This window comes from Kitasatospora nipponensis (genome assembly GCF_039528135.1).
GTDB classification, from domain to species: domain Bacteria; phylum Actinomycetota; class Actinomycetes; order Streptomycetales; family Streptomycetaceae; genus Kitasatospora; species Kitasatospora nipponensis.
Map to the genome: position 1 here is coordinate 1,006 of NZ_BAAALF010000066.1, position 26,918 is coordinate 27,923.

The 26,918-nt window shown below is 74.2% G+C and carries 23 protein-coding genes; 14 read left to right on the plus strand and 9 right to left on the minus strand.

The window, feature by feature from the left end; genetic code table 11:
* Nucleotides 1–163: 163 nt before the first annotated feature.
* Nucleotides 164–850 (plus strand): hypothetical protein, encoded by a 687-nt coding sequence (locus tag ABD323_RS19385; protein ID WP_344442971.1) that lies wholly within the window; start codon nucleotides 164–166, stop codon nucleotides 848–850.
* Between the two features lie 108 nt (nucleotides 851–958).
* Here the strand turns inward: ABD323_RS19385 and katG are convergent, their stop codons facing one another.
* Nucleotides 959–3,190: a catalase/peroxidase HPI gene (gene katG, locus ABD323_RS19390; protein WP_344442972.1), complete on the minus strand. Its 2,232-nt coding sequence runs from the start codon at nucleotides 3,188–3,190 to the stop codon at nucleotides 959–961.
* 279 nt (nucleotides 3,191–3,469) lie between these two features.
* On the opposite strand from katG, the gene ABD323_RS19395 reads away from it, so the two are divergent.
* The gene (locus tag ABD323_RS19395) at nucleotides 3,470–3,880 is read left to right on the plus strand and encodes a Fur family transcriptional regulator (protein WP_344442973.1); all 411 of its coding nucleotides are present in this window, start codon (nucleotides 3,470–3,472) and stop codon (nucleotides 3,878–3,880) included.
* 231 nt (nucleotides 3,881–4,111) lie between these two features.
* On the opposite strand, the gene ABD323_RS19400 is transcribed toward ABD323_RS19395, so the two are convergent.
* The 3 genes from ABD323_RS19400 to ABD323_RS19410 form a co-directional block, all read right to left on the minus strand.
* A complete protein-coding gene (locus ABD323_RS19400) occupies nucleotides 4,112–4,690 on the minus strand; it encodes a hypothetical protein (protein WP_344442974.1) in 579 nt (192 codons plus the stop codon).
* A gap of 106 nt (nucleotides 4,691–4,796) precedes the next feature.
* On the minus strand, nucleotides 4,797–5,243 hold the full coding sequence (locus ABD323_RS19405; protein ID WP_344442975.1) for a carboxymuconolactone decarboxylase family protein: 447 nt from the start codon (nucleotides 5,241–5,243) through the stop codon (nucleotides 4,797–4,799).
* Complete coding sequence (locus tag ABD323_RS19410; RefSeq protein WP_344442976.1) at nucleotides 5,240–5,905, minus strand: class II aldolase/adducin family protein; 666 nt, start codon at nucleotides 5,903–5,905, stop codon at nucleotides 5,240–5,242. Before ABD323_RS19410 ends, ABD323_RS19405 begins: the two co-directional genes overlap by 4 nt.
* A 151-nt stretch (nucleotides 5,906–6,056) precedes the next feature.
* Here ABD323_RS19410 and ABD323_RS19415 point away from each other — a divergent pair, with 151 nt between their 5' ends.
* From ABD323_RS19415 to ABD323_RS19470, 12 genes are all read left to right on the plus strand, one after another.
* Nucleotides 6,057–6,440 (plus strand): MerR family transcriptional regulator, encoded by a 384-nt coding sequence (locus ABD323_RS19415; RefSeq protein ID WP_344443000.1) that lies wholly within the window; start codon nucleotides 6,057–6,059, stop codon nucleotides 6,438–6,440.
* A 320-nt stretch (nucleotides 6,441–6,760) separates the two neighbouring features.
* Nucleotides 6,761–8,650: a ricin-type beta-trefoil lectin domain protein gene (locus ABD323_RS19420; RefSeq protein WP_344442977.1), complete on the plus strand. Its 1,890-nt coding sequence runs from the start codon at nucleotides 6,761–6,763 to the stop codon at nucleotides 8,648–8,650.
* Between the two features lie 51 nt (nucleotides 8,651–8,701).
* Nucleotides 8,702–10,126 carry an RICIN domain-containing protein gene (locus tag ABD323_RS19425; RefSeq protein WP_344442979.1) on the plus strand — a complete coding sequence of 475 codons (1,425 nt, stop codon included), beginning with the start codon at nucleotides 8,702–8,704 and terminating at the stop codon, nucleotides 10,124–10,126.
* 244 nt (nucleotides 10,127–10,370) lie between these two features.
* A complete protein-coding gene (locus tag ABD323_RS19430) occupies nucleotides 10,371–12,119 on the plus strand; it encodes a putative Ig domain-containing protein (RefSeq protein WP_344442980.1) in 1,749 nt (582 codons plus the stop codon).
* Between the two features lie 248 nt (nucleotides 12,120–12,367).
* Nucleotides 12,368–13,453: a helix-turn-helix transcriptional regulator gene (locus ABD323_RS19435; RefSeq protein WP_344442981.1), complete on the plus strand. Its 1,086-nt coding sequence runs from the start codon at nucleotides 12,368–12,370 to the stop codon at nucleotides 13,451–13,453.
* Nucleotides 13,454–13,842: 389 nt separating this feature from the next.
* On the plus strand, nucleotides 13,843–16,797 hold the full coding sequence (locus ABD323_RS19440; protein WP_344442982.1) for an ATP-binding protein: 2,955 nt from the start codon (nucleotides 13,843–13,845) through the stop codon (nucleotides 16,795–16,797).
* Between the two features lie 264 nt (nucleotides 16,798–17,061).
* On the plus strand, nucleotides 17,062–17,265 hold the full coding sequence (locus tag ABD323_RS19445; RefSeq protein ID WP_344442983.1) for a cold-shock protein: 204 nt from the start codon (nucleotides 17,062–17,064) through the stop codon (nucleotides 17,263–17,265).
* Nucleotides 17,266–17,352: 87 nt separating this feature from the next.
* Nucleotides 17,353–18,972, plus strand: coding sequence for a hypothetical protein (locus ABD323_RS19450; RefSeq protein ID WP_344442984.1), 1,620 nt, complete (start codon nucleotides 17,353–17,355; stop codon nucleotides 18,970–18,972).
* Nucleotides 18,973–19,120: 148 nt separating this feature from the next.
* Entirely contained in the window at nucleotides 19,121–19,444 is a 324-nt protein-coding gene (locus ABD323_RS19455) for a DUF6092 family protein (protein WP_344442985.1), read from the plus strand.
* On the plus strand, nucleotides 19,441–20,061 hold the full coding sequence (locus ABD323_RS19460; protein WP_344442986.1) for a nitroreductase family protein: 621 nt from the start codon (nucleotides 19,441–19,443) through the stop codon (nucleotides 20,059–20,061). The genes ABD323_RS19455 and ABD323_RS19460 overlap by 4 nt, the downstream gene beginning before the upstream one ends.
* A gap of 120 nt (nucleotides 20,062–20,181) precedes the next feature.
* On the plus strand, nucleotides 20,182–20,397 hold the full coding sequence (locus ABD323_RS19465; RefSeq protein WP_344442987.1) for a hypothetical protein: 216 nt from the start codon (nucleotides 20,182–20,184) through the stop codon (nucleotides 20,395–20,397).
* A gap of 106 nt (nucleotides 20,398–20,503) precedes the next feature.
* A complete protein-coding gene (locus ABD323_RS19470; protein ID WP_344442988.1) occupies nucleotides 20,504–21,196 on the plus strand; it encodes a C39 family peptidase in 693 nt (230 codons plus the stop codon).
* A 91-nt stretch (nucleotides 21,197–21,287) separates the two neighbouring features.
* Here the strand turns inward: ABD323_RS19470 and ABD323_RS19475 are convergent, their stop codons facing one another.
* The 5 genes from ABD323_RS19475 to ABD323_RS19495 form a co-directional block, all read right to left on the minus strand.
* Nucleotides 21,288–21,887, minus strand: coding sequence for a GNAT family N-acetyltransferase (locus tag ABD323_RS19475; RefSeq protein ID WP_344442989.1), 600 nt, complete (start codon nucleotides 21,885–21,887; stop codon nucleotides 21,288–21,290).
* An 83-nt stretch (nucleotides 21,888–21,970) separates the two neighbouring features.
* Nucleotides 21,971–23,425: a glycoside hydrolase family 1 protein gene (locus ABD323_RS19480; RefSeq protein WP_344442990.1), complete on the minus strand. Its 1,455-nt coding sequence runs from the start codon at nucleotides 23,423–23,425 to the stop codon at nucleotides 21,971–21,973.
* Between the two features lie 127 nt (nucleotides 23,426–23,552).
* Entirely contained in the window at nucleotides 23,553–24,479 is a 927-nt protein-coding gene (locus tag ABD323_RS19485) for a carbohydrate ABC transporter permease (RefSeq protein ID WP_344442991.1), read from the minus strand.
* Nucleotides 24,480–24,496: 17 nt separating this feature from the next.
* A complete protein-coding gene (locus ABD323_RS19490) occupies nucleotides 24,497–25,540 on the minus strand; it encodes a carbohydrate ABC transporter permease (RefSeq protein ID WP_425556069.1) in 1,044 nt (347 codons plus the stop codon).
* A 26-nt stretch (nucleotides 25,541–25,566) separates the two neighbouring features.
* A complete protein-coding gene (locus ABD323_RS19495; RefSeq protein WP_344442992.1) occupies nucleotides 25,567–26,895 on the minus strand; it encodes an ABC transporter substrate-binding protein in 1,329 nt (442 codons plus the stop codon).
* Between the last annotated feature and the right edge of the window lie 23 nt (nucleotides 26,896–26,918).

A 26,918-nucleotide genomic window follows, 5' to 3' on the forward strand; every position in this document is an offset into this window, starting at 1 on the left:
CAACCAGTTCCTGATCGCCGGCGGCGGCACCGGTCCCAACCCGACCCCGACCCCCACGCCGACCCCCACCCCCGCCCGGCCGCCCGGGCCCGCCCCCCCCCCCCCCCCCCCTCCCGTCCCCACCCCCCATGCCCTCCCACACCGACCCCCTGGTGGCCAACCGATGATCTGGACGATTCTGGGCGCGCTGTTCGTCGCCACCCCGCTGCCCTGCTGGGCCCTGCTGCGGCGCACCCGGGCCGTGGGCGCCGCGGTGGGCGGCGCCCTGCTGCTCTGGGCGGGGGTGGTCCTCGCCCTGCACCTGGAGTGGATACCCGACCGCGCGCAGAGCGAGGTCTACCTGGCCTACGCGCCGCTGGCCGCCGCGCTGATCGGCGCCGGCACCCTACTGGAGCGCCGGCTCGCCGGTCCCCGGCCGGCCGGGCCCGGTGCCGCCCGGGTCACCGCGGGCGTCGTCTCGCTCTGCGGGTACCTGTGCGTGGTGATGCTGGCGGCCGTGGCCTACCTGGCGATCTTCCTGCACGAGCCGTTCGTGCCCTCCAGCACCGAGGTGCTGCCGCTGCCCGACGGCCTGACCGTGCTCTCCGACAGCGGGGACGCCGGTTCCTGCGAGGCCGACTTCTGCACCCGGGTCATCACGGTCGGGGCCGCCGGCCACCTGCCGCCCGACGAGGTGTTCCGCCGTCTGAAGGCGGCGCTGATCACCGACCACGGCTGGGCACTGGGGACGACCGGGACCAGCGCGCGTCCGGCGGGCTGGCTGCTCGACCACCGCAGGGTGACGATCACGGTCACCGCCACCGACCAGGGCGCCCGGGTCGAGCTGGACGGCGCCCAGTCCGCGCCCTGACCCGCCCGGTGGGCGCGGGCGGGAACGACGACGTCCGGGGCGGCCACGGTGGGCCGCCCCGGACGTCGTACCGGTCGTCCTCACGGAGACCGTTGCCGATCAGGCCGATCAGGCCAGGTCGAACCGGTCGAGCTCCATCACCTTGGTCCACGCGGCGACGAAGTCGGTCACGAACTTCTGCTTCGCGTCGTCGCTCGCGTAGACCTCCGCGAGCGCGCGCAGCTCGGAGTTGGAGCCGAAGACCAGGTCGGCCCGGCTGCCGGTCCACTTGACCTCGCCGGTCGCCGCGTCGCGACCCTCGAAGGTGCCGGCGTCCGCCGACGTCGCCTGCCAACTGGTGCCCAGGTCGAGCAGGTTGACGAAGAAGTCGTTGGTCAGCGAGCCCGGGGTGCTGGTGAGGACACCGAGCGAGGACTGCTGGTGGTTGGCACCCAGCACGCGCAGGCCACCCACCAGGACGGTCAGCTCGGGGGCGCTCAGGTTCAGCAGGTTCGCGCGGTCGACCAGCAGGAACTCGGCCGGCAGCCGGTTGCCCTTGCCGAGGTAGTTGCGGAACCCGTCGGCGGTCGGCTCCAGCGCGGCGAACGACTCGACGTCCGTCTGCTCCTGCGAGGCGTCCACGCGGCCCGGCCGGAAGGGGACCTCGACGTCGAAGCCCGCGCTCTTGGCGGCCTGCTCGACGGCCACGCCGCCGGCGAGCACGATCAGGTCGGCCAGCGAGATCCGCTTGCCACCGCTCTGGGCGGCGTTGAACGCCTCCTGGACGCCCTCCAGGGCGCGCAGCGAGGTCGCCAGCTGGTCCGGGTCGTTGACCTCCCAGCCGGCCTGCGGCTGCAGGCGCACGCGCGCACCGTTGGCGCCGCCGCGCTTGTCGCTGCCGCGGAAGGAGGCGGCCGAGGCCCAGGCGGTGGAGACCAGCTGGGAGACCGGCAGGCCGGCGGCGAGGATCCGCGCCTTGAGGTCGGCGACGTCCGCGGCGTCGACGAGCTCGTGCGTCACGGCCGGCAGCGGGTCCTGCCACAGCAGGGTCTCGGAGGGGACCTCCGGGCCGAGGTAGCGCACGACCGGGCCCATGTCACGGTGGGTCAGCTTGTACCAGGCCCGCGCGAAGGCGTCGGCGAACTGGTCGGGGTTCTCCAGGAAGCGCCGCGAGATCTGCTCGTAGGCCGGGTCGACGCGCAGCGACAGGTCGGTGGTCAGCATCGTCGGCGCGTGCGTCTTCGCCGGGTCGTGGGCGTCGGGCACGGTGCCCGCGCCGCCGCCGTTCTTCGGCTTCCACTGGTGCGCTCCGGCGGGGCTCTTGGTGAGCTCCCACTCGAAGCCGAAGAGGATCTCGAAGAAGGTGTTGTCCCAGGTCACCGGGGTGGTGGTCCAGGCGCCCTCGAGGCCGCTGGTGATGGTGTCGGCGCCCTTGCCGGTGCCGAACGAGCTGCTCCAGCCCAGGCCCTGCTGCTCCAGCGGGGCCGCCTCGGGGTCGTCGCCGACGTTGTCCGCCGGGCCCGCGCCGTGGGTCTTGCCGAAGGTGTGGCCGCCGGCGATCAGGGCGACCGTCTCCTCGTCGTTCATCGCCATCCGGCGGAACGTCTCGCGGATGTCGCGGGCCGCGGCGAGCGGGTCCGGGTTGCCGTTGGGGCCCTCGGGGTTGACGTAGATCAGGCCCATCTGGACCGCGCCCAGCGGGTTCTCCAGCTCCCGGTCACCGGTGTAGCGCTCGTCGGCGAGCCAGGTGGTCTCGGGGCCCCAGTAGACGTCCTCGTCGGCCTCCCAGACGTCGGGGCGGCCCCCGCCGAAGCCGAAGGTGTCGAAGCCCATCGACTCCAGGGCGACGTTGCCGGCCAGGATCAGCAGGTCGGCCCAGGAGAGGTTCTGGCCGTACTTCTTCTTCACCGGCCACAGCAGGCGCCGGGCCTTGTCGAGGTTGGCGTTGTCCGGCCAGCTGTTGAGCGGGGCGAAGCGCTGCTGGCCGGCGCCGGCGCCGCCGCGGCCGTCACTGATCCGGTAGGTGCCGGCGCTGTGCCAGGCCATCCGGATCATGAACGGGCCGTAGTTGCCGTAGTCGGCGGGCCACCAGTCCTGCGAGGTGGTCAGCACCTCGGCGATGTCCCGCTTCACGGCGGCCAGGTCGAGGGCGTTGAACGCCTCGGCGTAGTCGAACTCCGCGCCGAGCGGGTTGGCGACGGCGGGGTTCTTGGCAAGGATCTTCAGGTTGAGGCGTTCGGGCCACCACTGGCGGTTCCCACCGCCCTGCGTGGGGTGCGCGGCGCGCCCGTGCGCCACCGGGCAGCCACCGGCGCCCTCCGACTTCGCGTCGACAACGAGTGCGTCATGGTTCTCAGACATGGGAATCCTTCCCTAACAGGCGGACTTCGGTGCTCAAGCACTGCGGGGCGGTGACGGCCGTCACCCGACGGCCGGCGCCGCGTGGCGTCTGTGCGGCGGTCTCGTCACGTCGCTCTCCTGCCCGTACCGGAGTCTTCCCGACCCTTGGCTATTACCGGAACCGATCCTACAATGGACAGAGTCCAAGTCAAGAACCATGCCAGACCCATATCCGATCAGAGCTTGGATGTGCACTGATAAACTCCGGGCTCGCACCGCGGCTGAAAGAGGTGAACGGATATGAGTGACCTGTTGGAACGACTGCGAGGGCGTGGCTGGCGGATGACCTCGCAGCGACGTGTCGTGGCGGAGGTCCTGGACGGCGACCACGTGCATCTCACCGCCGACGAGGTGCACGCCCGCGCCGCGCAGCGGCTGCCGGAGATCTCCCGCGCGACCGTCTACAACACGCTGGGCGAGCTGGTCTCGCTCGGCGAGGTCACCGAGGTCGCCACCGACGGCCGGGCCAAGCGCTACGACCCCAACGCCCACACGCCGCACCAGCACCTGGTCTGCTCGCGGTGCGGCACCATCCGCGACGTCCACCCCACCGGCGACCCGCTGGCCGACCTGCCGGCCCATCAGCGGTTCGGTTTCACGGTCCGTGAAGTCGAGGTCACCTACCGCGGGTTGTGCCCGGCCTGCGGGTAGCGTTCCCGCGGTGGTGGCGGGACCGCCCCGGCGCGAGCGCCGGGCCGTACCGCGGTCGTGAGTTGCGAGTTGCGAGTTGATGCCCCACCACGCTCCCCGAGGAGTCGCCGCCACGCTGCGGCACGCACTGCCTGCACCCTAGCGGCTGGTGCGGCCCCTGGGGCGGGAAGCGCGAGGACCCGCCGGACGGCATGTCGAGGGCCGCCCGGCGGGCAAGTGACGCGTCCGCAGTCAGTGTTCGGTGCCGTCGTAGACGCGCAGCAGCACGTCCTGGACCGCCTCGGGGGTGGCCGGCCCGGTGACCAGGACGAAGAGGTTCTCGTCGTACCAGGTGCACATGCTCCGGCCGTCGCGCCGGTCGTGCGAGCAACTGGCCGTACCGGCGATCCGCAGCCGCGGAGCGGTGGTGGTCACGTCGTCCCCCGAGGGGGCGTTGGCGGCCAGCCACGGGCCCACCTTGCCGTCGTCGTTGTCGGCGACCTCCACCACCCAGATCGTGGGGCTGCCCGGGGCGTCGCCGTAGACGCCCTCCCGGATGTCGTGCAGTCCCGAGCCGGCGATGTTGGCGAAGGTGCTGACGGGTTCGTCGTCGAAGCCCTCGGACCGGTGCAACGCACGCTTCTGCTCGACCGTCCTCGGCAGGTCGATGCTCATCGGGTCGTGCCCGGTGCCCCGGCCGCCCGAGCCGCCCGGGCCGCCGTGCTCGAGGAGCAGCAGGCCGATCAGCGCCCCGAGCGCGATCATGATCACCAGGCCGGCCAGGCAGCCGCCGCCCCCCGGCCCGGTGGGCCGGGTGTGCTGTGTCGTCATCGCGAGCCCCCGCTTCTGTGACGTGACAGCTCGTCAGACGAACGGGCGGCCGGGCGCGGTTGCAGGGGGAGCGGACGGGGTGCTCGCGGCTCAGCCGGTCAGCGGGTCAGCCGGCGGACCCGGCCGCCTCCCCGGCGCCCTGCGCGTCCTGCGCGTCCCGTTCGTCCTGCTCGCGCAGGAGTTCGGCGATGATCTCGATGCCGAGCGCGTAGGCCGGGACGCCCGTGGTGATGAGCGCGGTCTCGGCGACCCCGACGAGGTCGGCGAGGCTCGCGCCGACGTGCAGCGCGCCACGGGCGTGCAGCCGGGCCGGCTCCGCGCGGCCCAGGCTCAGCAACTGGCCGACGTGGACGAGCTGTTGCACCCGTGCGCCGAGCGGGCTGTCGGCCAGTACGAGCTGGCGCAGCGCCGCGAGCGCCTCCTCGGTGCGCAGCCGGTCGAAGGTCCCGGCTATCCGCAGCCGGTCCTCCACGCCGCTCGGGACGGATCCGAGTGTCGCGCGGTAGCGGTCCCGGACCGCCTCGGTGCGGTCGCCCACCGCGTCGGCCGTCATGCCGAGACCCGCGCGATCGACGCGCGGACGGCGGCCAGCGCACCCTCGGGGAAGTCCACGGCGCCGCCGATCGCCGCGGCGGCGATCTCCGCCTCGGCGCTCTCCTCGATCGCCACCACGAGGTGGGCGGTGGCCGCCGAGTCGGGCCCGAAGACCAGCAGCCCGTGGTTGGCCAGCAGCACGGCGGACGTGGTCGCCCGCTCCTCCAGCACCTTGGCGATGCCCCGCACGGAGACGTCGGAGCCGCGCGGGCCCCAGGGCACCACCGGGACCTCCTCGGGCTGCCCGAAGCGCAGCATCGGCTCGGTGCGGCACGGCAGCGGCCGGTGGGCCACCGCGAAGGCCGTCGCGGAGGGCGAGTGGGTGTGGATGATCGCGCCCACCTCGGGGCGTGCCCGGTAGACGAGGCTGTGCATGGTGATGATCTCGGCGCTCACCGAGCGCAGCTCGCCGGCCAGCAGCTGCCCGTCGAGCCCGACGGTGGCCAACTGCTCCGGCCGCAGCCCGCGCACGAAGCCCGGGGTCAGCAGGAAGCGGTCGGCGTCCAGCCGCGCGCTGAGGTTGGCGTGCCCCGAGTGCGACATCACGCCCGCCTCGAAGAGCTGCGCGGCGGCCTCGACGAGCTGCCGGGCCCGGTCGTTCACATCGTGTCCCTCGGTCATCTCAAGAGCTCCTGATTCCGTTGCCGTCGGCCGCTCGTCGGCCGCCGTCCCGTTCAGGAGTCAGCCTCCAACTTGAACTATGGTTTAAGTCAAGCGCCGGTTCGGAGTACGCGGCGCGCGCAGGACCCAGAGTGAGGAGCGGGACGTGGGCATGACGATCGGCCGGCTGGCCGAGGCCACCGGAGTACCCGCCTCGGCCATCCGGTACTGGGAGCGTCACGGCCTGCTGCCCGCGCCCGAGCGCCAGGGCGGGCAGCGGCGCTACCCGGCGGACGCCGCCGGGCGGATCATGCTGCTGCGCAAGTACCAGCAGGCCGGCCTGACGCTGGCCGAGATCGCCGAGTTCCAGCAGGACCAGCCGCGCCGGGAGGCGATGATCCGCAGCAAGGTCGCCGAGATCGAGCAGCGCATGGTCGACCTGGAACACGCCCACCAGCTGCTCACCCACGCGCTGCAGTGCAGCCGGACGGACATCGTCAGCTGCCCGACCTTCCAGCGGCAGATGGCGACCTGGCGCCCGGAGTCGGCCCACTGACACGGCCTCACCGCCGACCCGGCCGGGGCCCCCCCCCCGCCCGCCCCCCCCCCCCCGCCCCCCCCCCCCCCCCCCCCCCCCCCCCCCCCCCCCCCCCGGGGGGGGTCGGCCGCCGGTGCGTTTGCGGCCCGTAGTGGTCCAGACCCTTGACGCGGCCATGCGGCACCAGTTCAATCAAGTCTTGAACTAAGCCGTGAAGGAACGCCCGATCCTGTTCAAGCCATGAACGCACGGGTGGCTCCCGCCTGCTGCCCTGCCCCCAGCCTGCTGCCCTTCCCGCGCCTCCTGTCCTCCCCACGGGATCCGAAAGCGGTACCCCCATGCCTGTTTCTCGCGCTCGCGCACTCCCACTCCGCCGGCTGGCCGCCGGTGCCGCCGCCGCGCTGCTCGCCGGCGCCGGCCTGATCGCCACCACGCCCGCCCCCGCGCGGGCCGCCGGCGAGTCGGTCTCCATCTGGCTCACCACCACCGGCGACGCCGGCGGCCGCAGCGTCACGCGGGGCCTGCAGCAGCAGACCCCGATCGTGTTCGCCGCCGGCAGCGGCAGTGCCGGACAGGTCGTCACCGTCGACGACGGGACCCGCTACCAGCAGTTCACCGGTGCCGGTGCCTCCTTCACCGACACCGCCGCCTGGCTGATGAACAGCAGTGGCGCGCTGACCGCCGCCGCGCGGACCACCCTGATGAACAACCTGTTCAACCCCACCACCGGGATCGGCCTGGACTTCCTGCGCAACCCGATGGGCGCCTCCGACCTGGCCCGGTACAGCTACACCTTCGACGACCTGCCGGCCGGTCAGAGCGACCCCGCGCTGGCCGACTTCTCCATCGGCCACGACCTCGCGGACGTGCTGCCGCTGACCCGGCAGGCCCAGCAGCTCAACCCCGGCCTCAAGGTGATGGCCACCCCGTGGACCGCTCCGTCGTGGATGAAGGACAGCGGCGCGGCCAGCCAGGGCTGGCTCCAGTCGCAGTACTACGGCGCCTACGCGCAGTACTTCGTCAAGTACCTGCAGGCCTACCGGGCGCAGGGCGTACCGATCGACTACGTCTCGGTGCAGAACGAGCCCACCTGCTGCGCCGGCTACCCGTCCATGCAGTGGAACGGCGCCGGCCTCGACTACTTCACCGGCACCGACCTGCTGCCGGCCCTGCACGCCGCCGGCCTGAGCACCAAGGTCCTCGCCCTGGACTGGAACCCGGACACCTACGCCTCCTACGGCGCGCCGAGCGTGGACGACGCGGCCGTCCGCACCGACCCGCTGTTCGGTGGCGTCGCCTGGCACGGCTACGGCGGCAGCGTCTTGCAGCAGACCACCGTCCACAACCAGTACCCGGCGCTGGACGCCTTCGACACCGAGCACTCCGGCGGCACCTGGATCGCCAACCAGCAGCAGGAGGACATGAACAACATCATCGACTACACCCGCAACTGGGGTAAGTCGGTGGTCAAGTGGTCGCTGGCGGTGGACCAGAACATGGGCCCGCACAACGGCGGTTGCGGCACCTGCACGGGCCTGGTCACGGTCCACAACGGTGACGGCCGCAGCGGGCAGGTCGACTACACGGTCGAGTACTACGACCTGGGCCAGCTCACGAAGTTCGTCAAGCCCGGCGCCTACCGCATCGACTCGACCGCCAACAGCAGCGTCCCCAACGTCGCCTGGCTGAACCCCGACGGCTCGAAGGCACTGGTCGCCTACAACGAGTCCGGCACCACCCAGACGCTGACCGTCAACTGGGCCGGTGAGCACTTCGGTTACTCGCTCCCGCCGCAGACCAGCGCGACCTTCACCTGGAACGGTACGGGTTCCGGTGGCGGTGGGGCGGTGGGGCGGATCACGGGGTACGGCGGCAAGTGCGTGGACGTCGCGGGGGCCAACAGCGCCAATGGGACGGCGGTGCAGTTGTACGACTGCAACGGGACGAGTGCGCAGAGTTGGACGGTGGCGTCGAACGGTTCGGTGCAGGCGTTGGGCAAGTGCCTGGACGTGACGGCGGCGGGTACGGCCAACGGGACCCAGGTGCAGTTGTACGACTGCAACGGGACGGGTGCGCAGCGGTGGCAGCACCAGGGCAACGGCGCGCTGCTCAATCCGGCCTCCGGGCGCTGCCTGGACGCCACCGGGCCCAGCTCCGCCAACGGCACCCGTCTGCAGATCTGGGACTGCGCCGGCACCGCCAACCAGCAGTGGACCCTCCCCAGCTGACGGGTCATCAGTTCGACGCAGCCGCCCCCCACGGACCCCTGGAGATCAGCCATGCCCCGATTCGGATCCCGCACCCGCAGGTCACTGACCGCCGCCGCCGTCCCGCTCGCCTCGACGGCACTGCTGCTCGGCGGCAGCACCGCCGCCCACGCGGCGGCCAACCCCGGGCCCGGCTTCCCGGCCCACTACGCCGCACCCTACGTCGAGACCTGGAACTCGCCCTCGGCCATGGCCGCGGCCCAGTCGGCCACCGGCCTGAAGTACTTCACGCTGGCCTTCGTCATCGGTGGCGGCGGCTGCAACGCCACCTTCAACGGCGACACCGCGATCGGCGACCCCGGTTGGACCGGCGCCATCAACAGCCTGCGGGCCGGCGGCGGGGACGTCATCGCCTCCTTCGGCGGAGCGGCCGGCACCGAACTCGCCCAGGCGTGTTCCGACGTCCCCTCGCTCCAGGCCCAGTACCAGCGCGTGATCGACACCCTCAACCTGACCAGGATCGACCTGGACGTCGAGGGCGCCCCGCTCAACGACACCGCCGCCAACGACCGTCGCAACCAGGCCCTGGCCAATCTCCAGCAGCAGTACGCCGCCGCCGGTCGGACCTTGGCGGTGGACTACACCCTGCCGGTGAACCCGACCGGTCTGGAGGCCAACTCGCTGAGCCTGCTCGGCGATGCGCAGAGCCACGGCCTGAACGTCAACCTGGTCAACATCATGACCATGGACTACGGCGCCTCGATGGACATGGGCCAGGCCGCCGTCAGCGCCGCCGGTGCCCTGCACTCCCAGCTCGGCCGGATCTGGACCAACAAGAGCTCCGCCCAGCTCTGGGCGATGGAGGGCAACACCCCGATGATCGGGGTCAACGACTCCACCAACGAGGTCTTCAGCACCGGCAACGCCGCCACCCTGGAGAGCTTCGCGGCCGCCAACGGCATCCAGGAGCTGTCGTTCTGGGCACTGGGCCGCGACCGGGCCTGCGCCACCAACGGCACCCTGTCCGACAGTTGCAGCGGCACCCCGCAGAGCGCCTACCAGTTCTCCCGCAGCTTCAACGCCCTGACCGGCGGCGGTTCCGGTGGCGGTGGGGCGGTGGGACGGATCACGGGGTACGGCGGCAAGTGCGTGGACGTCGCGGGGGCCAACAGCGCCAATGGGACGGCGGTGCAGTTGTACGACTGCAACGGGACGAGTGCGCAGAGTTGGACGGTGGCGTCGAACGGTTCGGTGCAGGCGTTGGGCAAGTGCCTGGACGTGACGGCGGCGGGTACGGCCAACGGGACGCAGGTGCAGTTGTACGACTGCAACGGGACGGGTGCGCAGCAGTGGCAGCACCAGGGCAACGGCGCGCTGCTCAATCCGGCCTCCGGGCGCTGCCTGGACGCCACCGGGCCCAGCTCCGCCAACGGCACCCGTCTGCAGATCTGGGACTGCGCCGGCACCGCCAACCAGCAGTGGACCCTGCCCAGCTGACCCTGCATCAGTGTGCGGCTGCCGGTGCGCGGAACAGCGCCGGCAGTCCGTGTGGTGGCGAGGGACTCCGGGCCCGGTCGGCTCCGTCCTGTCCTGTTGGTGCCACTGGCGTGTCCGGCTCCTGACGGGGCCTGCCGCGCGCCCCTACCGTTCGGGAATCCAAGTCCCAGGTGCACCGGAGTTGACGGATCGTCAGGTCATCTCCGATGCGCCGTGCTGACTCCCACCGTTCGGAAGGGACCCCATGAAGCACGAGACGACCCGCCGGATATCGGCGTTGGCGGGGATGGTGCTGGCCGTGGCCGGCACCGCCCTGCTCCCGGGGGCCGCCCAGGCGGCCTCCGGCCCCGCCGCGCAGCCCGTCCTGCACCGGGCGTGCCTGGACACGCGACCCGGTCACGCCAACTGCCAGGCCATCGGCATCGGGTACGGAACCGGACAGGCGGCGCCCGCGACCCCGTCCGGGTACGGACCGGCGGACATCAAGGCCGCCTACGGCCTGCCGTCCGGCGGCAGCGGCACGACCGTGGCGATCGTGGACGCCTACGACGACCCCAACGCCGAGAAGGACCTGGCCACCTACCGCGGCAACTACGGCCTGCCGGCCTGTACCACGGCAGGCGGCTGCTTCAAGAAGGTCGACCAGCGCGGCGGCACGTCGTACCCCAAGGGTGACAGCAGCTGGGGCGCGGAGATCTCCCTGGACCTGGACGCGGTGTCGGCGGCCTGCCCGGCCTGTACCATCCTGCTGGTCGAGTCGGACGACAACAACGACCCCAACCTGTACGCGGCCGACGACGCCGCGGTGCGGCTCGGTGCGAAGCTCGTCTCCAACTCCTGGAGCGACAGCGAGAGTTCAGGCCAGACCTCGGACGACAGCCACTTCAACGTGCCCGGCGTGCTGTTCGCCTTCGCCACCGGCGACAACGGCTACGGCGGTGGCACCCAGTACCCCGCGTCCTCCCAGTACACGCTCGCCGTCGGGGGGACCTCGCTGAGCCGCAACTCCAGCACCCGGGGCTGGGGCGAGTCGGCCTGGAGCGGCGCCGGGTCGGGCTGCTCCGCCTACGACGCGCAGCCCGGCTGGCAGAAGAGCGTCGGCACCGGCTGCGCGAAGAAGGCGGCCTCGGACGTGTCCGCGGTCGCGGACCCGCAGACCGGCCTGGCGATCTACGACAGCTACGGGCAGTCGGGCTGGCTCCAGTACGGCGGCACGAGCCTGGCCACGCCGCTGGTCACCGCGATGTACGCGCTGGCCGGCACCCCCGGGGCGAACGACAACCCCGCGTCCTACCCCTACGCCCACACCGGCAACCTGAACGACGTCACCTCCGGCAGCAACGGCACCTGCGGCACCCAGACCTGCAACGCGCGCACCGGCTGGGACGGACCCACCGGCCTGGGCACCCCCAACGGCGTCAGCGCCTTCACCCCGGGCGGCTCCACCCCGCCGCCGACCGGCGTGTCGGTCACCAACCCCGGTGACCAGAGCGGCACCGTCAACGCCCCCGTGTCGCTGAAGAACTCCGCCTCCGGTGGCACCGCCCCCTACACCTGGTCCGCCGCCGGACTGCCCGCGGGCCTGTCCATCGACTCCACGTCCGGCACGGTCTCCGGCACGCCCACCGTCGCCGGCAGCTCCAAGGTGACCCTCACCGCGAAGGACAGCGCCGGGGCCACCGGCGGCACCTCCTTCACCTGGACGATCGGTTCCACCGGCGGAGCGACCGTCACCGTCACCAACCCCGGCGGCCAGTTCGGCTTCACCGGCTTCCGGATCAACGCCCTGCAGCTGTCGGCCACCGACAGCAAGGGCCTGCCGCTCGGCTTCACGGCCACCAACCTGCCGCCCGGTCTGACCGTCAGCGCCGGCGGAACCGTCACCGGCACCCCGACCAGGGCCGGCAACTACGCCGTCACCGTCAGGGCCACCGACACCGGCGGGGCCACCGGCTCGACCACGTTCACCTGGACGGTCTACCAGGGCTTCTAGGCACCGCCCGGCTGCTGGGACCCCGCACCCCCACCGCGTTCCACCCGCACGACCCGCACCACCCACGGCCCGGCACGGAGCAGCAGCCCCGTGCCGGGCCGTGGGCCGCCCACGCCGCGCTGACACGTCGCCCCTGCACTGCCACGCCCCCCGCGCGGCCTCGACGCCGCCGCCCGGGCCCCGACGCCAACCTCTAGGTAGCCGCCCCGGAGTGCCCCCGCGCCCCGGCACGGCTAGCGTCGCGCGCCATGGCCCACCTCCTCGAACCGGTCGGGCTGTCGGCCGACGACAGCGCCGTCTACCGCCACCTGCTCGACCACGTCGGGGCCCCGGCCGCGGAGGTCGCCCGCACCCTCGCGCTGCCCGCCCAGACGGTCGACGCCTGCCTGCGCCGGCTGACCGCGGCGGGCCTGTGCAACCGGCTCGCCGGCCCGCTCGACCGTCACGTCGCGGCCCCGCCGGACATCGCTCTGGAGACCCTGGTCCTGGACCGGCAGCAGGCCCTGGACCGACTGCGGACCCAGGGACGGGAGTTGGCCGTCCGGGCGAAGACCGCCGCGGCCCGCCCCGGCAGCCTGATCGAGACCGTCGACGGCCAGGACGCCGTGCTGGCGCTGATCGCCGGGCTGGAGCTGGGGGCCCGTCAGGAGGTCTGCATCGTCGACAGTCCGCCCTACCTCGTCGGCGCCGTCGAGAACACCAACGAGCTGCAGGCACTGGCGCGTGGGGTGCGTTACCGGGCGATCTACCACGCCCCCGCGCTCGCGGAGCCCGGCCGGACCGCGGCGCTGGAGCGCTACATCGCCGCGGGCGAGCAGGCCCGCAGCCTTCCCCGGGCGCACCTGAAGATGCTGATCGTCGACCGGCAGCAGGCCCTGCTCCCGCTCAGCTTCACCAGCACCGATGCGACCAGCCGCCTGCTGGTCGCGCCCTCGCCGCTGCTGGACGCCCTGCTGATCGCCTTCGAGTCGCTGTGGAACCAGGCCACGCCGCTGGGTACCGTGGCCGGCCGCGGTGCCGTCACCGGCGGGGTGGAACCCCGGGACCGGGAGATTCTGCGGCTGATGGCCGCCGGCGTCAAGGACCGGGCCATCGCCCGTGCACTGGGCATCGGCGAGCGCACGGTCATGCGCCGGATCCAGGCCCTGATGGCGGAACTGAACGCCGCCACGCGCTTCCAGGCCGGTGCCCGGGCGATCCGCAGCGGCTGGCTGGACAGCCCCGCACGGGCCGAGGGCCCGCCGGGGGGACCCGCGGGGGAGGGGACGGTCCGGGAGCGTCCGGTGTGGCCGGATCCCGTGCGGGCCGGCGGCGGGCCCGGGCCGCGTCGGTGAGTCGGTCGGGGTCCGTGCGCCATCCCGTGCGCTATCCCGTACGTGGCGCTACGTATTGCTGCGCGGCCGGTGGCACGGAAGGCTCACTCACGGCCCGAGGGCAGCTGGGCCGACCGCTCCCGGCGCCACCGCCCGCGCCACCGAGCGGCCGGAGATCCGGGGCCGCGCCCTCGGGCCGCGGCCGGCCGCCGGCGCGCCCGCGGTCCCGCGCCGACTCCGCCGGACCAACCGACCCCCGCACCAACCGACTTCCGGACCACCCGACCCCTGGACCACCCGACCCCCGGGCCGGGCAGGCACTCCGACCCCGGTGCCTCCCCGGCCCGGACCCCCACCTCCGGGCCCCACCACCCCCGGAACGTCACACGGCAGGAAAGTACCGTTCAAGCGTGCAGCCCACCGAACCGTCAGCCCGCCCGCCGGCACGGCAGTGCGCCCTGACGGCGCTGGCCGAGGCCCTCGCGGAGCCGCCCGTCCTCCTGCTGGTCGGCGGTGAGCGGGGGATCGGCAAGACCCACCTCGTGCGCCACCTCCTGGCGCACCCCGCCCTCGCCGGCCGCACCGCACTGACCGGCCGGTGCCTCGACCTGTACGACCGGCCGCCGCTGCTCCCGGTCCTGGACGCGCTGGCGGCCTGGTCGCCACCCGCGCGCGGCGCGCTGCCACCGCTGACCGGCGCCCTGCGTCCGCTGCTGCCCGAGCTCGCCGGGCACCTGCCACCCGAGCCCGGTACCCCGCCGGGAGACCCGCTCCACCCGAGCCCGGGTCCGCACCCGAGCGCGGACCCGCACCCGAACCCGAACCGCGCCCTGTGCGCGCTGCTGGCCGCCGCCGGCCCGGCGGTCCTCGTCCTGGAGGACCTCCAGTGGGCCGACCACGCCACCCAGGACCTCCTGCGCCACCTGCTCGCCCGGCCGCCCAGGGACCTGGCGGTGGTCCTCACCCACCGCGACGACCCCGCGAGCACCCGCGACCTGCTCACCCTGCTGGCCACCCGCCCCGGCGACGGCATGCGCCGCATCGAGCACCGGGTCGAGCCACTGGACAGCACCGAGCTGGCCGAGTTCGCCGCCCGCCGACTCGGCTCCCGGCGTCCCTCGCAGGACTTCGTGCAGGCCCTGCACCGGCGCACCGCCGCGATCCCCGAGGTCGTCGCGGAGGTCCTCGACCAACTCGCCACCGCCGGCGATCAGTTCTGCCGGGATCCGGCCCCCGGCGACGCGTCCCGCGGCGATCCACCCCCCGACGCCGCCGCCCTCGCCGCGCTCGGCGTGCCGGGCCGCCTGCGGGACCAGGTGCTGGCCGCGTTCCACACGCTGGGCACCGAGGCCAGGCTCGTCCTGGCGGGCGAGGCCGTCGCCGAGGCGGTGGCCACCGTGCGGCACCTCGCGGACGTCGCCGCTCTGCCCGGCCCGCTCGCGGCCCGTGGCGTCGAGGAGGCCCTGGACCACGCCCTCCTGCACCCGGACGCCGGCGGCGCCTACCGGCTGCGCCACCCGCTGGCCCGTCAGGCCCTGTACGAGGCCCAACCACCCCACCGGCGCCAGGAACTGCACCTGAGGGCGGCCCGCGCCCTGCTGGCGGAACACCCCCGCCCGCTGCCGCTGGACCGGATCGCCCACCACTACCGGCTGGCCGGGCGCACCTCGCACTGGCTGCGCTACGCCGAGGCCGCCGCCGACCAGGCCGCCGCCCGGGCGGAGCACGACGCGGCCGCCGACCTCCTGCTGGCGGCGCTGCCCTGCGCGGCCGCCTCCCGGCTGCGGGTCCGGCTGGCCCTGAAGCTCGGCCGGGCCGCCCTGCACGCCCGCACCGGCCACCACGCCATCGACGCGCTGCGCCGGGTCCTCGACCAGGAGCAGCCGGCCGCCGCCACCCGCGGCGAGATCCGGCTGTCCCGCGGCATCCTGATGCGCAACCAGGGGTACGGCACCGTCGGACTGGACGAGATCGCCCGCGCCGTCCCGGACCTGGAGACCCGGCCGGACCTCGCCGCCCGGGCCATGGCCGCCATCGCCCTGCCCTCCACCACCGGCCTGCCCCTGGTGGAGCACGGCGCCTGGATGGCACGGGCCCGGCGGATGTCCCTGCGCGTCCAGGACCCCGTGCTGCGCCTGGCGATCGCCGTCAACCACGCCGCGGCCCTGATGTTCACGGCCGACCCGCGGGCCCGGCAGGCCGCCGACGCCCTGCCGGAGAGCGCCGACACCGCCGCCCAGCGGACCGAGATCGCCCGCGGCAACGCCAGCCTCGCCTACGCCGCCACCGTCATCGGCCACCCGCAGCGGGCCCGCACGCACCTGGACCGCGCGCAGGCCGCCATGGACGAGACCCGGACCTACCTCTCCGGCCACCTCGCCACCGCCCGACTCCTGCTCGACTGGACCACCGGGCACTGGGAGGACCTCCCGGCCCGCGCCGCCACCGTCGCCACCGACTACGCGGACATCCCCGACCTGGTCGCGGAGTGCCTGCTGCTGCAGGGCCTGCACACGCTGGCCGTCCGCGGCAACCTGACCCGCACCCGCGAGCTGCTGGAACTCGCCGCCGACACCACCCGCTACGACACCGGCATCGTCCTGCCGTCCTCGGCCGCGGCCCTGGCCAGGATCGAGACGGCCGCCGGCAACTGGGACCGGGCCGTCGACCTGACCTCCCCCGTACTGGCCCACATCCGTCGCACCGGCGCCTGGATGTGGGCCACCGACCCCGCCCCGCCGGCCGTCGAGGCTTTCCTGCGGGGCGGTCGGCGCCGCGAAGCCGAGTGCCTCGTCCGGGAGTTCACCACCGGCCTGCAGGGGCGCGACACGCCCGCCGCGCGCGCCGCCCTGGCCACCTGCCGGGCCCTGCTGGCCGAAGCCACCGGCCACCCGCGCGAGGCGGCCACCGGGTACGAACGGGCCGTCCGAGCCTGGCGCGCCGCCCGTCGGCCCTACGAGGCCGCCCGCGCCACCGAGGCCGAAGGGCGCTGCCTGCTGGACCTCGCCGCCGTCGAGGCCCAGCCCACCTACGCCCGGGCGCTGCTCGCCGACGCGCAGCTCGGCGCCGCCTGGGACGCCGCGCACGCCCGCCACACGCTGCGCGAGCACGGCATCGTGCTGACCCACCGGCGCGGACCGCGCGGCTACGGCAACACCCTCTCGCCCCGGGAGGCGGAGGTGGCCCAACTCGCGGGCGCCGGCCGGTCCAACCAACAGATCGCCGAGGCCCTCTTCCTCTCACCGCGCACCGTCGAACAGCACGTCGCCAAGGCCCTGCGCAAGCTCGGCCTGCACACCCGCGCCGACCTCGCCCCGCGCCGGGCCGCCACCCCCACCACCCCGGCCGGGCCCGCCGGCCCGTGACCACGCTCCACCGGATCCCCCGCCCGCGCCCGCGCCTGCGCGCGCCGAGGCGCCGATCCGCTCGGTTCCGCGCGGATCCGTTGCGTCACCCGGTCCAACGCCGTCACCCGATCGGATCCTGCCGGACCGGCGGTTTCCGCCGCGAGGGTTCCCCGGCTGATTGCGGGCGGGACACCGCGGGCACGCATCAGCGGCCCGGGCCCGATGCCGCGGGGCCGGCACCGCGACGCGGTGCCGTGGAACGTGACGAAGGAATCAGTACCGATGGCAACTGGCACCGTGAAGTGGTTCAACGCCGACAAGGGGTTCGGCTTCATCCAGCAGGACGACGGCGGGCCGGACGTGTTCGTCCACTTCTCCGCCATCCAGACCACCGGCTTCAAGGAGCTCACCGAGGGCGACCAGGTCGAGTACGACACCGTCCAGGGTCCCAAGGGCCCGCAGGCGGAGAACGTCGTCCGGCTGTAGTCCGTGGCGGTCCGCCCTGGTTGGCACTGCGTCATTCGTGACGGCGCAGTGGCGGCGTCGTGACCGGGCGCGGGCAGACTGCTGGACATGGCGCGCTGGGCGGGGGCCGCGACAGGGACGTTGACGGTGTGGGTGGGGCATCCGGTGGCGCTGGTCGCGGCCGTGGTGCTGTTGCTGAACGATCGGGTGCTGAAAGGCGCCTGGCCCGGCCGGGTGACCGGGAAGCTGAGCGACCTGGCGGGACTGGTGATCGCGCCGGCCCTGCTCGCGCTGCTCGCCTCGCTGGTCCTGCCGGTGGCCGCGGACCGGTTGGCGGCGGGGGCGGTGATCGTCACCGGGGCGGGCTTCGCGCTGGTGTCCCCCACCGGCACCGGCGCCCACCTCGCCTCCCGGCTCTGGACGCTGGCCGCCGGCCCGTCCCAGGTGCTGGCCGACCCCGGCGACCTGCTGGCGCTGCCCGCGCTGCTGCTCGCCTGGTGGCTCTGGACCCGGGTGCGCCACCGGTCCGGGCCGGCGGGCGCCGCCCGCCGGCTGCGGGTGCTGGTCGCCGTCCCGCTGGCGGTGCTGGCCACGGTCGCCACCTCCCGGTCCGGCAGCCCGCCGGCGGTCTGGGAGGTCGGTCGGGCCGACGGTCACCTGGAGCTGTGGACGGCCGCCGAGCAGCGACAGGCGGCCTGGGTCTCGGCGGACGGCGGGGTCAGCTGGCAGCCCGGCGACCGGCCGGCCCCCGCCCCCGCCCCCGCCCCGCCACCGCCCACCGGCGCACCCTCCGCCGGTCCACCACCGTCGGGACCGGCGAGCAGCGACCGGGACTGCGTTCCGGCCGAGCCGGCGCACTGCTACCGGGTGGGTGAGGGGCTGCAGTCGGTGCAGGAGAGCCGGGACGGCGGCGCGCACTGGTCGAGCGCCTGGCAGCTCTCACCGGGGCGGGCGAAGTACCTGCGGCGGGCCGAGGGCTGGGTGGCGGCGCTGGCCCTCGTCGCGGGTGACGAGCCGGTGCTCACGCCCACCACGCTGGCCGTGGCGCCGGTGCCCGGCGGCTACCGGGTGATCGTCGCGGACCGGGAGGACGGCCTGCTGCTGCGCGACCGGGACGGGCGCTGGCAGCGGCGCGGCTTCGCCGACCTGGGCGGCCCCGGACCGGTCCCGACCACCGGCCTGGGCCGGCACATGGCCGGAGAGTACCTGGTGGCGGGCACCGCCGGGTGGCCGGCGATGCTGGCCGGCCTGACCCTGCACCGGCTGCGCCGCACCGTCCCGGCCCGCCGCGCCGAGGCCCGGGCGCGGGCGGGTGCCCGCTTCGCTGCGGCCACCGCCCTGCTGCTCGTCACCACCTGGTGGACCGGCACGCACGGCGATCCGGGGCCCACCGCCTACGCCTGGGGCGTCTTCTCGGTCCTGCTGCTGATCCCGCTGAGCCTCCCGCAGCCGGACCCCGCGCAGGACGCCTGGAGGCCACCGCCGCTCGCGCCGCTCACCCGGCTCCTGCTGGGCACCGTCGCCGGCGCCACCGCCCTGCTCACCGCGCTGCCTTACCTGGCGTGGACCACCGGGCAGTTGGACTCCTACGACCTGGCCGGCGCGCTGGCCGTCGGCGCGGCGGCGACGGGCCTGCCGGCCGCCGCCCTGGTCGGCCTGCGCACGCCGAGCCGGTGGACCCGGGCCGACCCCGGGCCCCGGCAACGGACGGCCACCAACGGCCGGTGAGGGCCGGTGAGGGCCCCTGAGCGGGTGCGTCCGGCGAGCCGCCCGGGGGCCGCGGCACGAGACTGCTGGCAGGGGGCCTTCTCCCCACCCGGCCACGGCGCGCGGCCCCCACCGCGCGCCGGCGGCGAACGAGCGAAAGGGCGCGCGCGTGTCCGGTTCTCCCGTGCTCCACGAGAGCGACGCCGTCGAGATCCTCGCCTACCTGGTCACGGCGGCGCGCACCCAGCTGGAGGAGGCGGCGGAGTACGCGCCGCTGCGCCTGCTGACCGCGGCCGGCCGGCTGGCCGCCCTGATCGAGCCCGCCGCGGGCGCCGCCCTGCGCCCGCTGCTGGCGGAGATCAGCCGGGGCTTCGCCGAGACGGCGGTGCTGGCCGGGGACCCGGACGGCTACCGGGAACGGCTCGACGGTCTGTGCCGCTCGGTGGCCGAGCACCTGGTCACCGCCCTCGACCTGGACGCGGCGACCCCGTGACCGCGCACCGCGCCGGCCAGGACCGCTCCGGTGGGAACGGTTCCGGTGGGGACGGCTCGGATGAATGCCACGCCGGTGAGGGCCTCGCCGCCGACCCCGTGCTGCGGGCGATCCGCACCCGCCGCGTGGTCCGGGGCCTGAGCGACGAACCGGTCGACCGCCGCCTGCTGACCGCGGTCCTCGACAGCGCCCGCTACGCACCGCACGCCGGCAACCGGCGCCTGCACCGCTACGTCGTGGTCACCCGGCCCCCGCTGCTGCGCGCGCTGCGGATGGTCTCGCCCGGGATGCTGCAGCACCCCACCGCCGCGATCGTCGTCTGCGTCGACTGGGCGCGGGTGCGCGGCTACGGGTTCCCCGCCGCCAACCACGGACCGTACGTCGACGTGGGCACCGCCGCCGCCACCCTGCTGCTGGCGGCCCACGCCGTCGGCCTGGCCGCGGGCCCGGTCACCTCGTTCAGCCGGGCCGCGGTCGGCACGCTGCTCGCCCTGGGCGAGGGGGTGCGCCCCGAGCTGATCGTCTGCCTCGGCCACCCGGCCGCCGAGCAACCACCGCCGGTCCGCCGCCGGGGCGGGCCCGCCTGGGCGGACCTCGTCCAGTGGGAACGCGGCTGACCGGTGGCGTCCCGGTGCGCGGCGAACGGCCGGCGCACCCGTCGGACCGGTGCGGCCGGCGGAGTGAATCCCGGCGTGGCCCGGGATGCGCGGGGCGGTCGGCTGCAGCAGCCTGACGACATGACCAACCCGCTCATCCTCGTCGCCGAGTTCCGCACCGACAGCCGCTACCGGCTCGCCCGTTTCGAGGGGCACGGCTGGGAGCCCGTGGACCCGCAGGAGTTCGAGGCCCGCGCCCACGAGCTGTTCCCCGACATCGATCTGAAGGACCCGCAGCTGGTCCACTGGGAGGACCGGCCGTGGGAGTGGCCGGCCTGGCGCCCGGGCGAGGCGTAGTCCCGAGCCGGGTGACGTGTGAGCCCCGCGGCGCACGGCGCGGGGCGTCACTCGATCGCCGTCGCGGGGCTGCGGGCGCTCGGGGCCGCCGACTAGCGTGCGGCGTATGACAACCAGCCGGCGGCCCCAGCGCCGCGTCCTCGCCGCGTGCCTCACCGTCCTCACAACGTCCCTGCTGGCCACCGCGGTTGCTCCCGCCTCCGCGGCGGGGGCGGTGCGGGTCCCGCTGTACTACCAGCAGCTCGGCGACGACTGCGAGGCGACCGCGCTGCGCATGGTGCTGGCCGCCTACGGGGTGCGGGAGCAGGACCGGACGATCCTGGACGCGATCGGCGTCGACCTGGACCACCCCGAGTTCGGGCACTCCGGCAGCCGTTCGGGTGACCCGTTCAAGGCCTTCGTCGGAGACCCGGACGGCTCGGAGAGCGACGGGACCGGCTACGGCGTCTACTACCCGCCGGTGGCCGCCGCGGCCCGCGGCTACGGCCTGACCGTGGTCGCCGCCGGGCAGGGGATCGCACCCGCCACCGTGCGCGGCCACGTGGAGTCGGGGCGACCGGCGATCGTCTGGGTCGACTACCTGTGGCGCCACCTGCCCGACCAGCCCTACACCGCCTACGACGGTCGCAGCATCCCCTACGCCGGCCCCGCCGAGCACACCGTCGTCGTCACCGGCTACACGGACGACACGGTGACCGTCAACGACCCCGCGCGCGGGAAGCTCTCCGTGCCGCGCGCCGACTTCGAGGCGGGGTACGCGACCTACGGGGCCATGGCGGTGCTGCTCGACGGCGCCTGAGCCCGGCTCCGTCCGGCCGCCGGGCGATCGGGCCGCCTGGCCGCCGCGTTGTCGAACCGTCGCGTCGTCGAGCCGTCGCGTCGTCGAACCGTCAGGTCGTCGCGCCGCCGGTGACCGCCGCGGCCAGGCGCGGGCCGCGCAGGCCGACGCAGTCCAGCGCCCAGAAGGGCTCCGAGTAGACGAAGGTGCCGGTCATCCACGCCTGGTGCGCCGAGAGCCGGGCCACCTGGAAGGCGCCCGGCGGGTAGCGCAGCGTCGGGGGCCGGAAGCCGAGCTCCTGCGCCGCGAGGAAGCCCCGGGTCCGGTAGTAGCGCGGCGAGCCCTCCAGGAAGACCAGCGGCGCGCCCTGCCGGTCGGCGGCCGCCAGCGCGTGCTCGATCAGCCGGGTGCCGATGCCGCGACCCTGGTCCCGCGGCCGCACGCCCAGCGGCGAGAGCGCGTAGACGTCGACCAGCCTGGGCAGGGCGTCCAGTCGGCAGGCGCTCAGCAGGACGTGCCCGACCACCTCGTCGTCGAGGGTGGCGACGAGGGAGAGCGGGGGCAGCGCCGCCGGGGACGCCCGCAGGGTGTCCACCAGCCGCGGCACCCGCTCGCCGTCGCCGAAGGCCAGCGCGTGCAGTCGGCGCACCTCGTCGTGTTCGTCGGGGCGTTCGGCGCGGATCACCAGGTCGGCGAGGTCCTGTGAGGTCATGGCGCGGAGGCTATGCCCGCCCGCGGGCCGCGGCCAGCGAATTTACGCCGCCGCGCCCGCGGGGCGGGGGGAGCGGGCCCGCCTCAGCCGGGCTGGTGCGCCGGCGGGATCGCGTTGCTGCGGGCGGCGGTGGCGTACCAGTGGGCGCTGGCCTTGGGGATCCGGCGCTGGGTGGGGTAGTCGACGTAGACGGCGCCGAACCGCTTGGCATAGCCGTACGACCACTCGAAGTTGTCCAGCAGCGACCACAGGAAGTAGCCGCGTACGTCGGCGCCCTCGGCGATCGCGCGGTGCACCGCGGTCAGGTGGGCGTGCAGGTAGGCGATCCGCTCGGGGTCGAGGACCTCGCCGTCGGGGGTGAGGGTGTCCTCGAAGGCGGCGCCGTTCTCGGTGATCATCAGCGGCAGGCCGGGATTGGCCCGGGCGACCTCGGTGATCAGGTCGTACAGGCCGCTCGGGTCGATCGCCCAGTTCATCGCGGTCACCTCGCCCGGCGGCCGGTGGAACAGGACGTGCTCGGAGCCGGGCCACGGCGAGTGGTCGCTGGCGCCGTGCGCGTCGTCGCGGGCGGCGTCACGGGGGGAGTGGTGCGCGCCCTCGGGGGGTGCGGAGACCAGGGTGGGCGTGTAGTAGTTGATGCCCAGCAGGTCGATCGGGGCGGCGATGGCCGCCTCGTCGCCAGGCCGCACCAGGGCCTGCCAGTCCACCAGGTGGGCGGTGTCGGCGCGCAGGTCCTCGGGGTATCCGCCGCCCAGCAGTGGGCCGGTGAAGACGCGGTTGCCGACGGCGTCGATGCGCCGTGCGGCGTCCAGGTCGGCGGGGTCGGTGGAACGGGCCCGGACCTGGTGGAGGTTGAGCGTCACCGAGATCCGGGCGTCGGCGGGCAGGGCGGCGCGCAGCGCCGAAACCGCCCGTCCGTGGGCCAGGTTGAGGTGGTGGGCGGCGCGCAGGGCGCCGGCCGGGTCGGTGCGGCCGGGGGCGTGCACCCCGGAGCCGTAGCCGAGGAAGGCGCTGCACCAGGGCTCGTTGAGGGTGGTCCAGAGCTTGACCCGGTCGCCGAGCGCGTCGGCGGCCAACTGGGCGTAGGCGCCGAAGCGTTCGGCGGTCTCGCGGGCGGGCCAGCCGCCGAGGTCCTCCAACTCCTGGGGAAGGTCCCAGTGGTAGAGGGTGGCGACCGGCTCGATGCCGGCGGTCAGCAGCTCGTCCACCAGGCGGCGGTAGAAGTCCAGCCCGGCCTCCAGCGCCGGGCCGCGCCCGGTGGGCTGGATGCGCGGCCAGGAGAGCGAGAACCGGTAGGCCTGCAAGCCGAGTTCGGACATCAGGGCGACGTCCTCGCGGTACCGGTGGTAGTGGTCGGTGGCGACGTCGCCGCTGTCGCCGGCGTGCACCTTGCCGGGCGTGTGACTGAAGGTGTCCCAGATGGAGGGGGCGCGGCCGCCCACGGCCACCGCGCCCTCGATCTGGTAGGCGGCGGTCGCGGCCCCCCAGCGGAAGCCGGCGGGGAAGACGAGCGGGGCGGCGGGGAGCACGGTGGTCACGACAGGACGCTCCTGGGGTGAGGCGGTGGTGGGACGGTGGTCGTCTCGGCGGCCCTCGGGCCGCGGTCGTCGGGCGGTGGGGGGCGGCGGTCAGCGGCGGTGGCCGGTGGGGGCGGGCCGGCGTGGCTCACCCCTTGACCGCGCCCTGGGTGATGCCGCCGACGATGTGCCGGCCGAACAGGACGAAGACGAGGAGCAGGGGCAGGGTGCCGATCAGCGCGCCGGCGGTGATCACCGACCAGTCCGTGGACCAGCCGGTGCCCAGGCCGGCGAGCGCGACCTGCACGGTGGGGTTGGTGGAGCCGTTCATCGCGATGATCGGCCAGAGGAAGTCGTTCCAGGACTGCACGAAGGTGAGCATGCCCAGCACCGCCAGCGCGGGACGCGCGATCGGCACCACGACGTGCCAGACAGTGCGCAGCGAGTTGGCGCCGTCCATCCGCGCGGCCTCCAGCAGTTCGGTGGGCAGCGCCTGGACCAGGTACTGCCGCATGAAGAAGACCCCGAAGGCCGTCACCAGGGACGGCAGCACGAGCGCGCCGAGGTGGTTGCCCAGGCCGAGGTTCTTCATCAGGATGAACAGCGGCACCACGCTCAACTGCGCGGGGACCGCGAGGGTGGCGACCACCAGGGCCATCAGCACGCCGCGGCCGCGGAAGGGGAGCTTGGCGAAGGCGAATCCGGCCAGCAGCGAGAAAGTGACCGTGCCCAGCGTCACCGACCCCGCCACCAGGGTGGAGTTGAGCAGGGCGACGCCCATGCCGCGGCCGCCGGCGTTGTGCCAGGCGTAGTCGAGGTTGTGGAACAGGTTGCCGCCCGGCAGCAGCGGCGGTGGGCTCGACACGACCCGGTGGGTGTCGGTGGAGGCCGCCACCAGGGTCCAGTACAGCGGGAAGAGCGAGGCGAGCGCGACGGCGGCCAGCACCAGGTGGGCCAGTGGACCGGCGTGGTGCTGACGCCCGGCGCCCGGGCGCGGGGGACGCAGGCGGCCGGGCCGGCGGGGCCGGGCGGACGGCGCGGTGCGGGCCGGTGCGGCCGGCTGGGCGGTGGTCATGGTGGGGCTCCTCCCGGTCACTGCGAGCCGCGCAGCCGGCGGGCCACCAGGGCGTTGACGAGTCCGATCAGCAGGAGCAGCGCGAACATCGTCCAGGCGACGGCACAGGCGCGGCCGAGCATGCTGTTGTGGAAGCCCTGGTCGTACATCAGCACGCCCAGGGTCTCGTACTGGTTGGCGGTGCCGCCCTGGTGTCCGCTCTGCCCGCCGAACAGGTAGGGCTCGCCGAAGAGTTGGGTCGCCCCGATGGTGGAGACGACGGCGGTGAACAGGATGGTGGGACGCAGCGCGGGCACCGTGACGTGCAGGAACTGCCGCCACCGGGAGGCCCCGTCGATGGCCGCCGCCTCGTACAGCTCGCCGGGGACCGCCTGCATCGCCGCCAGGTAGATCAGGGCGTTGTAGCCGGTCCAGCGCCAGGTGACGATGGTGGCGATGGCCAGCTGCGAGGTCCAGCGCCCGGCCTCCCAGTGCACCGGCCCGAAACCGGCCAGGCCCAGCAGCCAGTTGGCCATCCCCCCTTCCGGGCTGAAGATCAGCGCGAAGACCAGGGTGGCGGCGGCGACCGAGGTGGCGTAGGGGGCCAGCAGCGCCGTGCGCAGGAAGGACCGGGCCCGCAGCCGGTAGTTGAGCAGGTGGGCCAGGCCGATGGCCATCAGCAGCTGCGGCACGGTCGAGAGCAGGCCCAGGGTGACGGTGTTGCCCAGGGCGTTCCAGAAGTAGTGGCTGAGCGGGCCGGTGAGCAGATCGGTGTAGTTGCGCAGCCCCACCCACCGGGTGCGGCCCACCGCGTACAGGCTCACCTGGTGCAGCGAGAGCCAGCCCGTGTAGAGCAGCGGGAAGAGGCCGAAGACGGCGAAGAGCAGGAAGAACGGGGCGATGAAGGCGTACGGGGAGCCCTTGGTGTCCCAGCGGTAGAGGCGGCTGCGCCAGGTGGCCCGCGGTGGGTCGGCGGGCGCCGGGCCGGTGCGCACGGTGGGCGCCGGGGGAGCGGCGCCGGCGCGGGCGGCGCCGTGGCCGCCGGTGGTGGCGCCGGTGGGGGCGTCGGTGGGGGTGGCCACGGGAGGGCCTCCTTCCTGGCGGTCGGCTACTGGACGCTGCTGTCGATCTGCTGGACGGTGGCGTTCCACGCGTCGGTGGCGCTGCGGTGGTTCTGCTCGACCAGCAGGATGCCGTTGCTGAAGTCGTTCTGCAGGTCGCCCGCGTGCGGTCCGGTCTCGGCGGGCTGGATGGCCTTGGCCGCGGTGGAGAAGATCTGGCCGGTGGCGGCGTTCGGGCCGATGTACGGGTTCTTGAAGTCGGCCACCCCGGGCAGTGAGTAGGCGCCCTGGTTGGAGGGGATGTTGCCGACCTTCTGGAAGACCTTGGCCTGCTGCTCGGGCGCGGTGAGCCAGGCCACCAGGGCCTCGGCGGCCGCGACGTGCGCGCCGGAGGACGGCACGGCCAGGAACGAGCCGCCCCAGTTGCCGGCGGCCGGTGCCTGGGCGACGTTCCACTTGCCGGCGCCCGACGGACCGGAGAACTTCTCGATGTTGGCCTGCTGCCAGGAGGGGCAGATGGTGGTGGCGAAGGTGGACTGCGAGAAGGCGGTCTGCCAGGGCGTGTCGAACTCCTTGAGGCCCTCGGAGGAGCCGGCGGCGTCGGCCTGCATGGCCAGCTCCCAGGCGGACTTGACGCTGGGGGAGTTCTTGTAGTCGAGGGCGCCGCCGCGGTAGTACTGCTGGGTGCTGGAGGAGACCACGGCGTTGAACAGGCCCGTCGCGGAGTCCATGAAGTACGTGCCCTTCGGGGCCCTGGCCTGGAAGTCCCGGGCCGCCTGCACGTACTTGGACCAGTCACCGGCCCAGAGCGCGCCGACCGCGGCGGGGTCGGAGGGCAGCCCGGCCGCCTGGAAGAGGTCCTGGCGGTAGCAGACCGCCATCGGGCCCACGTCGGTGCCCAGCCCGATGGTCCGGCCGTCCGCGGTGGTCGCCTGCTGCCACTTCCACGGCAGGTAGTCGCCCTTGCTGACCCCTGGGGCCTTGGCCAGGTCGGCGAAACTGCCGCTGAGCGCGTCGGAGGTGGCCAGCGCGATCCGGCCCACCTCCAGGGCCTGGACGTCGTCGAGCCCGCCGCCGGACAGGTGGGTCTGCAGGGCGGTCCAGTAGTCCGCCTCCTGGGTGGTGGTGTTCTCCTTGATGGTGATGTTCGGGTGCGCCGCCGTGTAGGCGTCGAAGAGGCCGGCCTCCTTGTAGCCGAAGGTGCCGAAGTCGCCGACGGTGAGCGTGATCTTGGCGTTCGGGTCGGCGCCGGCGGAGCCGCCGCTGCCGCTCGACGAACAGCCGGTGGCCAGCAGCGCGGTGACGGTCAGGGCCGTGGTCGCGAGGAGGACGGCTCTCGCGGGGCGGGCGGCGCGGGTGGGCGGGGCGGTGCGCATGGCATCTCCTGGGGCGAGGACGT

Bases quoted from the DNA above. Each gene is read 5' to 3' on its own strand.
- ABD323_RS19475 (WP_344442989.1), bottom strand. From the start codon at position 21,887: ATGACCTCACAGGACCTCGCCGACCTGGTGATCCGCGCCGAACGCCCC.
- ABD323_RS19400 (WP_344442974.1), bottom strand. From the start codon at position 4,690: ATGACGACACAGCACACCCGGCCCACCGGGCCGGGGGGCGGCGGCTGC.
- ABD323_RS19410 (WP_344442976.1), bottom strand. From the start codon at position 5,905: ATGACCGAGGGACACGATGTGAACGACCGGGCCCGGCAGCTCGTCGAG.
- ABD323_RS19425 (WP_344442979.1), top strand. From the start codon at position 8,702: ATGCCCCGATTCGGATCCCGCACCCGCAGGTCACTGACCGCCGCCGCC.
- katG (WP_344442972.1), bottom strand. From the start codon at position 3,190: ATGTCTGAGAACCATGACGCACTCGTTGTCGACGCGAAGTCGGAGGGC.
- ABD323_RS19435 (WP_344442981.1), top strand. From the start codon at position 12,368: ATGGCCCACCTCCTCGAACCGGTCGGGCTGTCGGCCGACGACAGCGCC.
- ABD323_RS19430 (WP_344442980.1), top strand. From the start codon at position 10,371: ATGAAGCACGAGACGACCCGCCGGATATCGGCGTTGGCGGGGATGGTG.
- ABD323_RS19395 (WP_344442973.1), top strand. From the start codon at position 3,470: ATGAGTGACCTGTTGGAACGACTGCGAGGGCGTGGCTGGCGGATGACC.
- ABD323_RS19485 (WP_344442991.1), bottom strand. From the start codon at position 24,479: ATGACCACCGCCCAGCCGGCCGCACCGGCCCGCACCGCGCCGTCCGCC.
- ABD323_RS19445 (WP_344442983.1), top strand. From the start codon at position 17,062: ATGGCAACTGGCACCGTGAAGTGGTTCAACGCCGACAAGGGGTTCGGC.
- ABD323_RS19470 (WP_344442988.1), top strand. From the start codon at position 20,504: ATGACAACCAGCCGGCGGCCCCAGCGCCGCGTCCTCGCCGCGTGCCTC.
- ABD323_RS19450 (WP_344442984.1), top strand. From the start codon at position 17,353: ATGGCGCGCTGGGCGGGGGCCGCGACAGGGACGTTGACGGTGTGGGTG.
- ABD323_RS19495 (WP_344442992.1), bottom strand. From the start codon at position 26,895: ATGCGCACCGCCCCGCCCACCCGCGCCGCCCGCCCCGCGAGAGCCGTC.
- ABD323_RS19415 (WP_344443000.1), top strand. From the start codon at position 6,057: ATGACGATCGGCCGGCTGGCCGAGGCCACCGGAGTACCCGCCTCGGCC.
- ABD323_RS19465 (WP_344442987.1), top strand. From the start codon at position 20,182: ATGACCAACCCGCTCATCCTCGTCGCCGAGTTCCGCACCGACAGCCGC.
- ABD323_RS19420 (WP_344442977.1), top strand. From the start codon at position 6,761: ATGCCTGTTTCTCGCGCTCGCGCACTCCCACTCCGCCGGCTGGCCGCC.
- ABD323_RS19405 (WP_344442975.1), bottom strand. From the start codon at position 5,243: ATGACGGCCGACGCGGTGGGCGACCGCACCGAGGCGGTCCGGGACCGC.
- ABD323_RS19385 (WP_344442971.1), top strand. From the start codon at position 164: ATGATCTGGACGATTCTGGGCGCGCTGTTCGTCGCCACCCCGCTGCCC.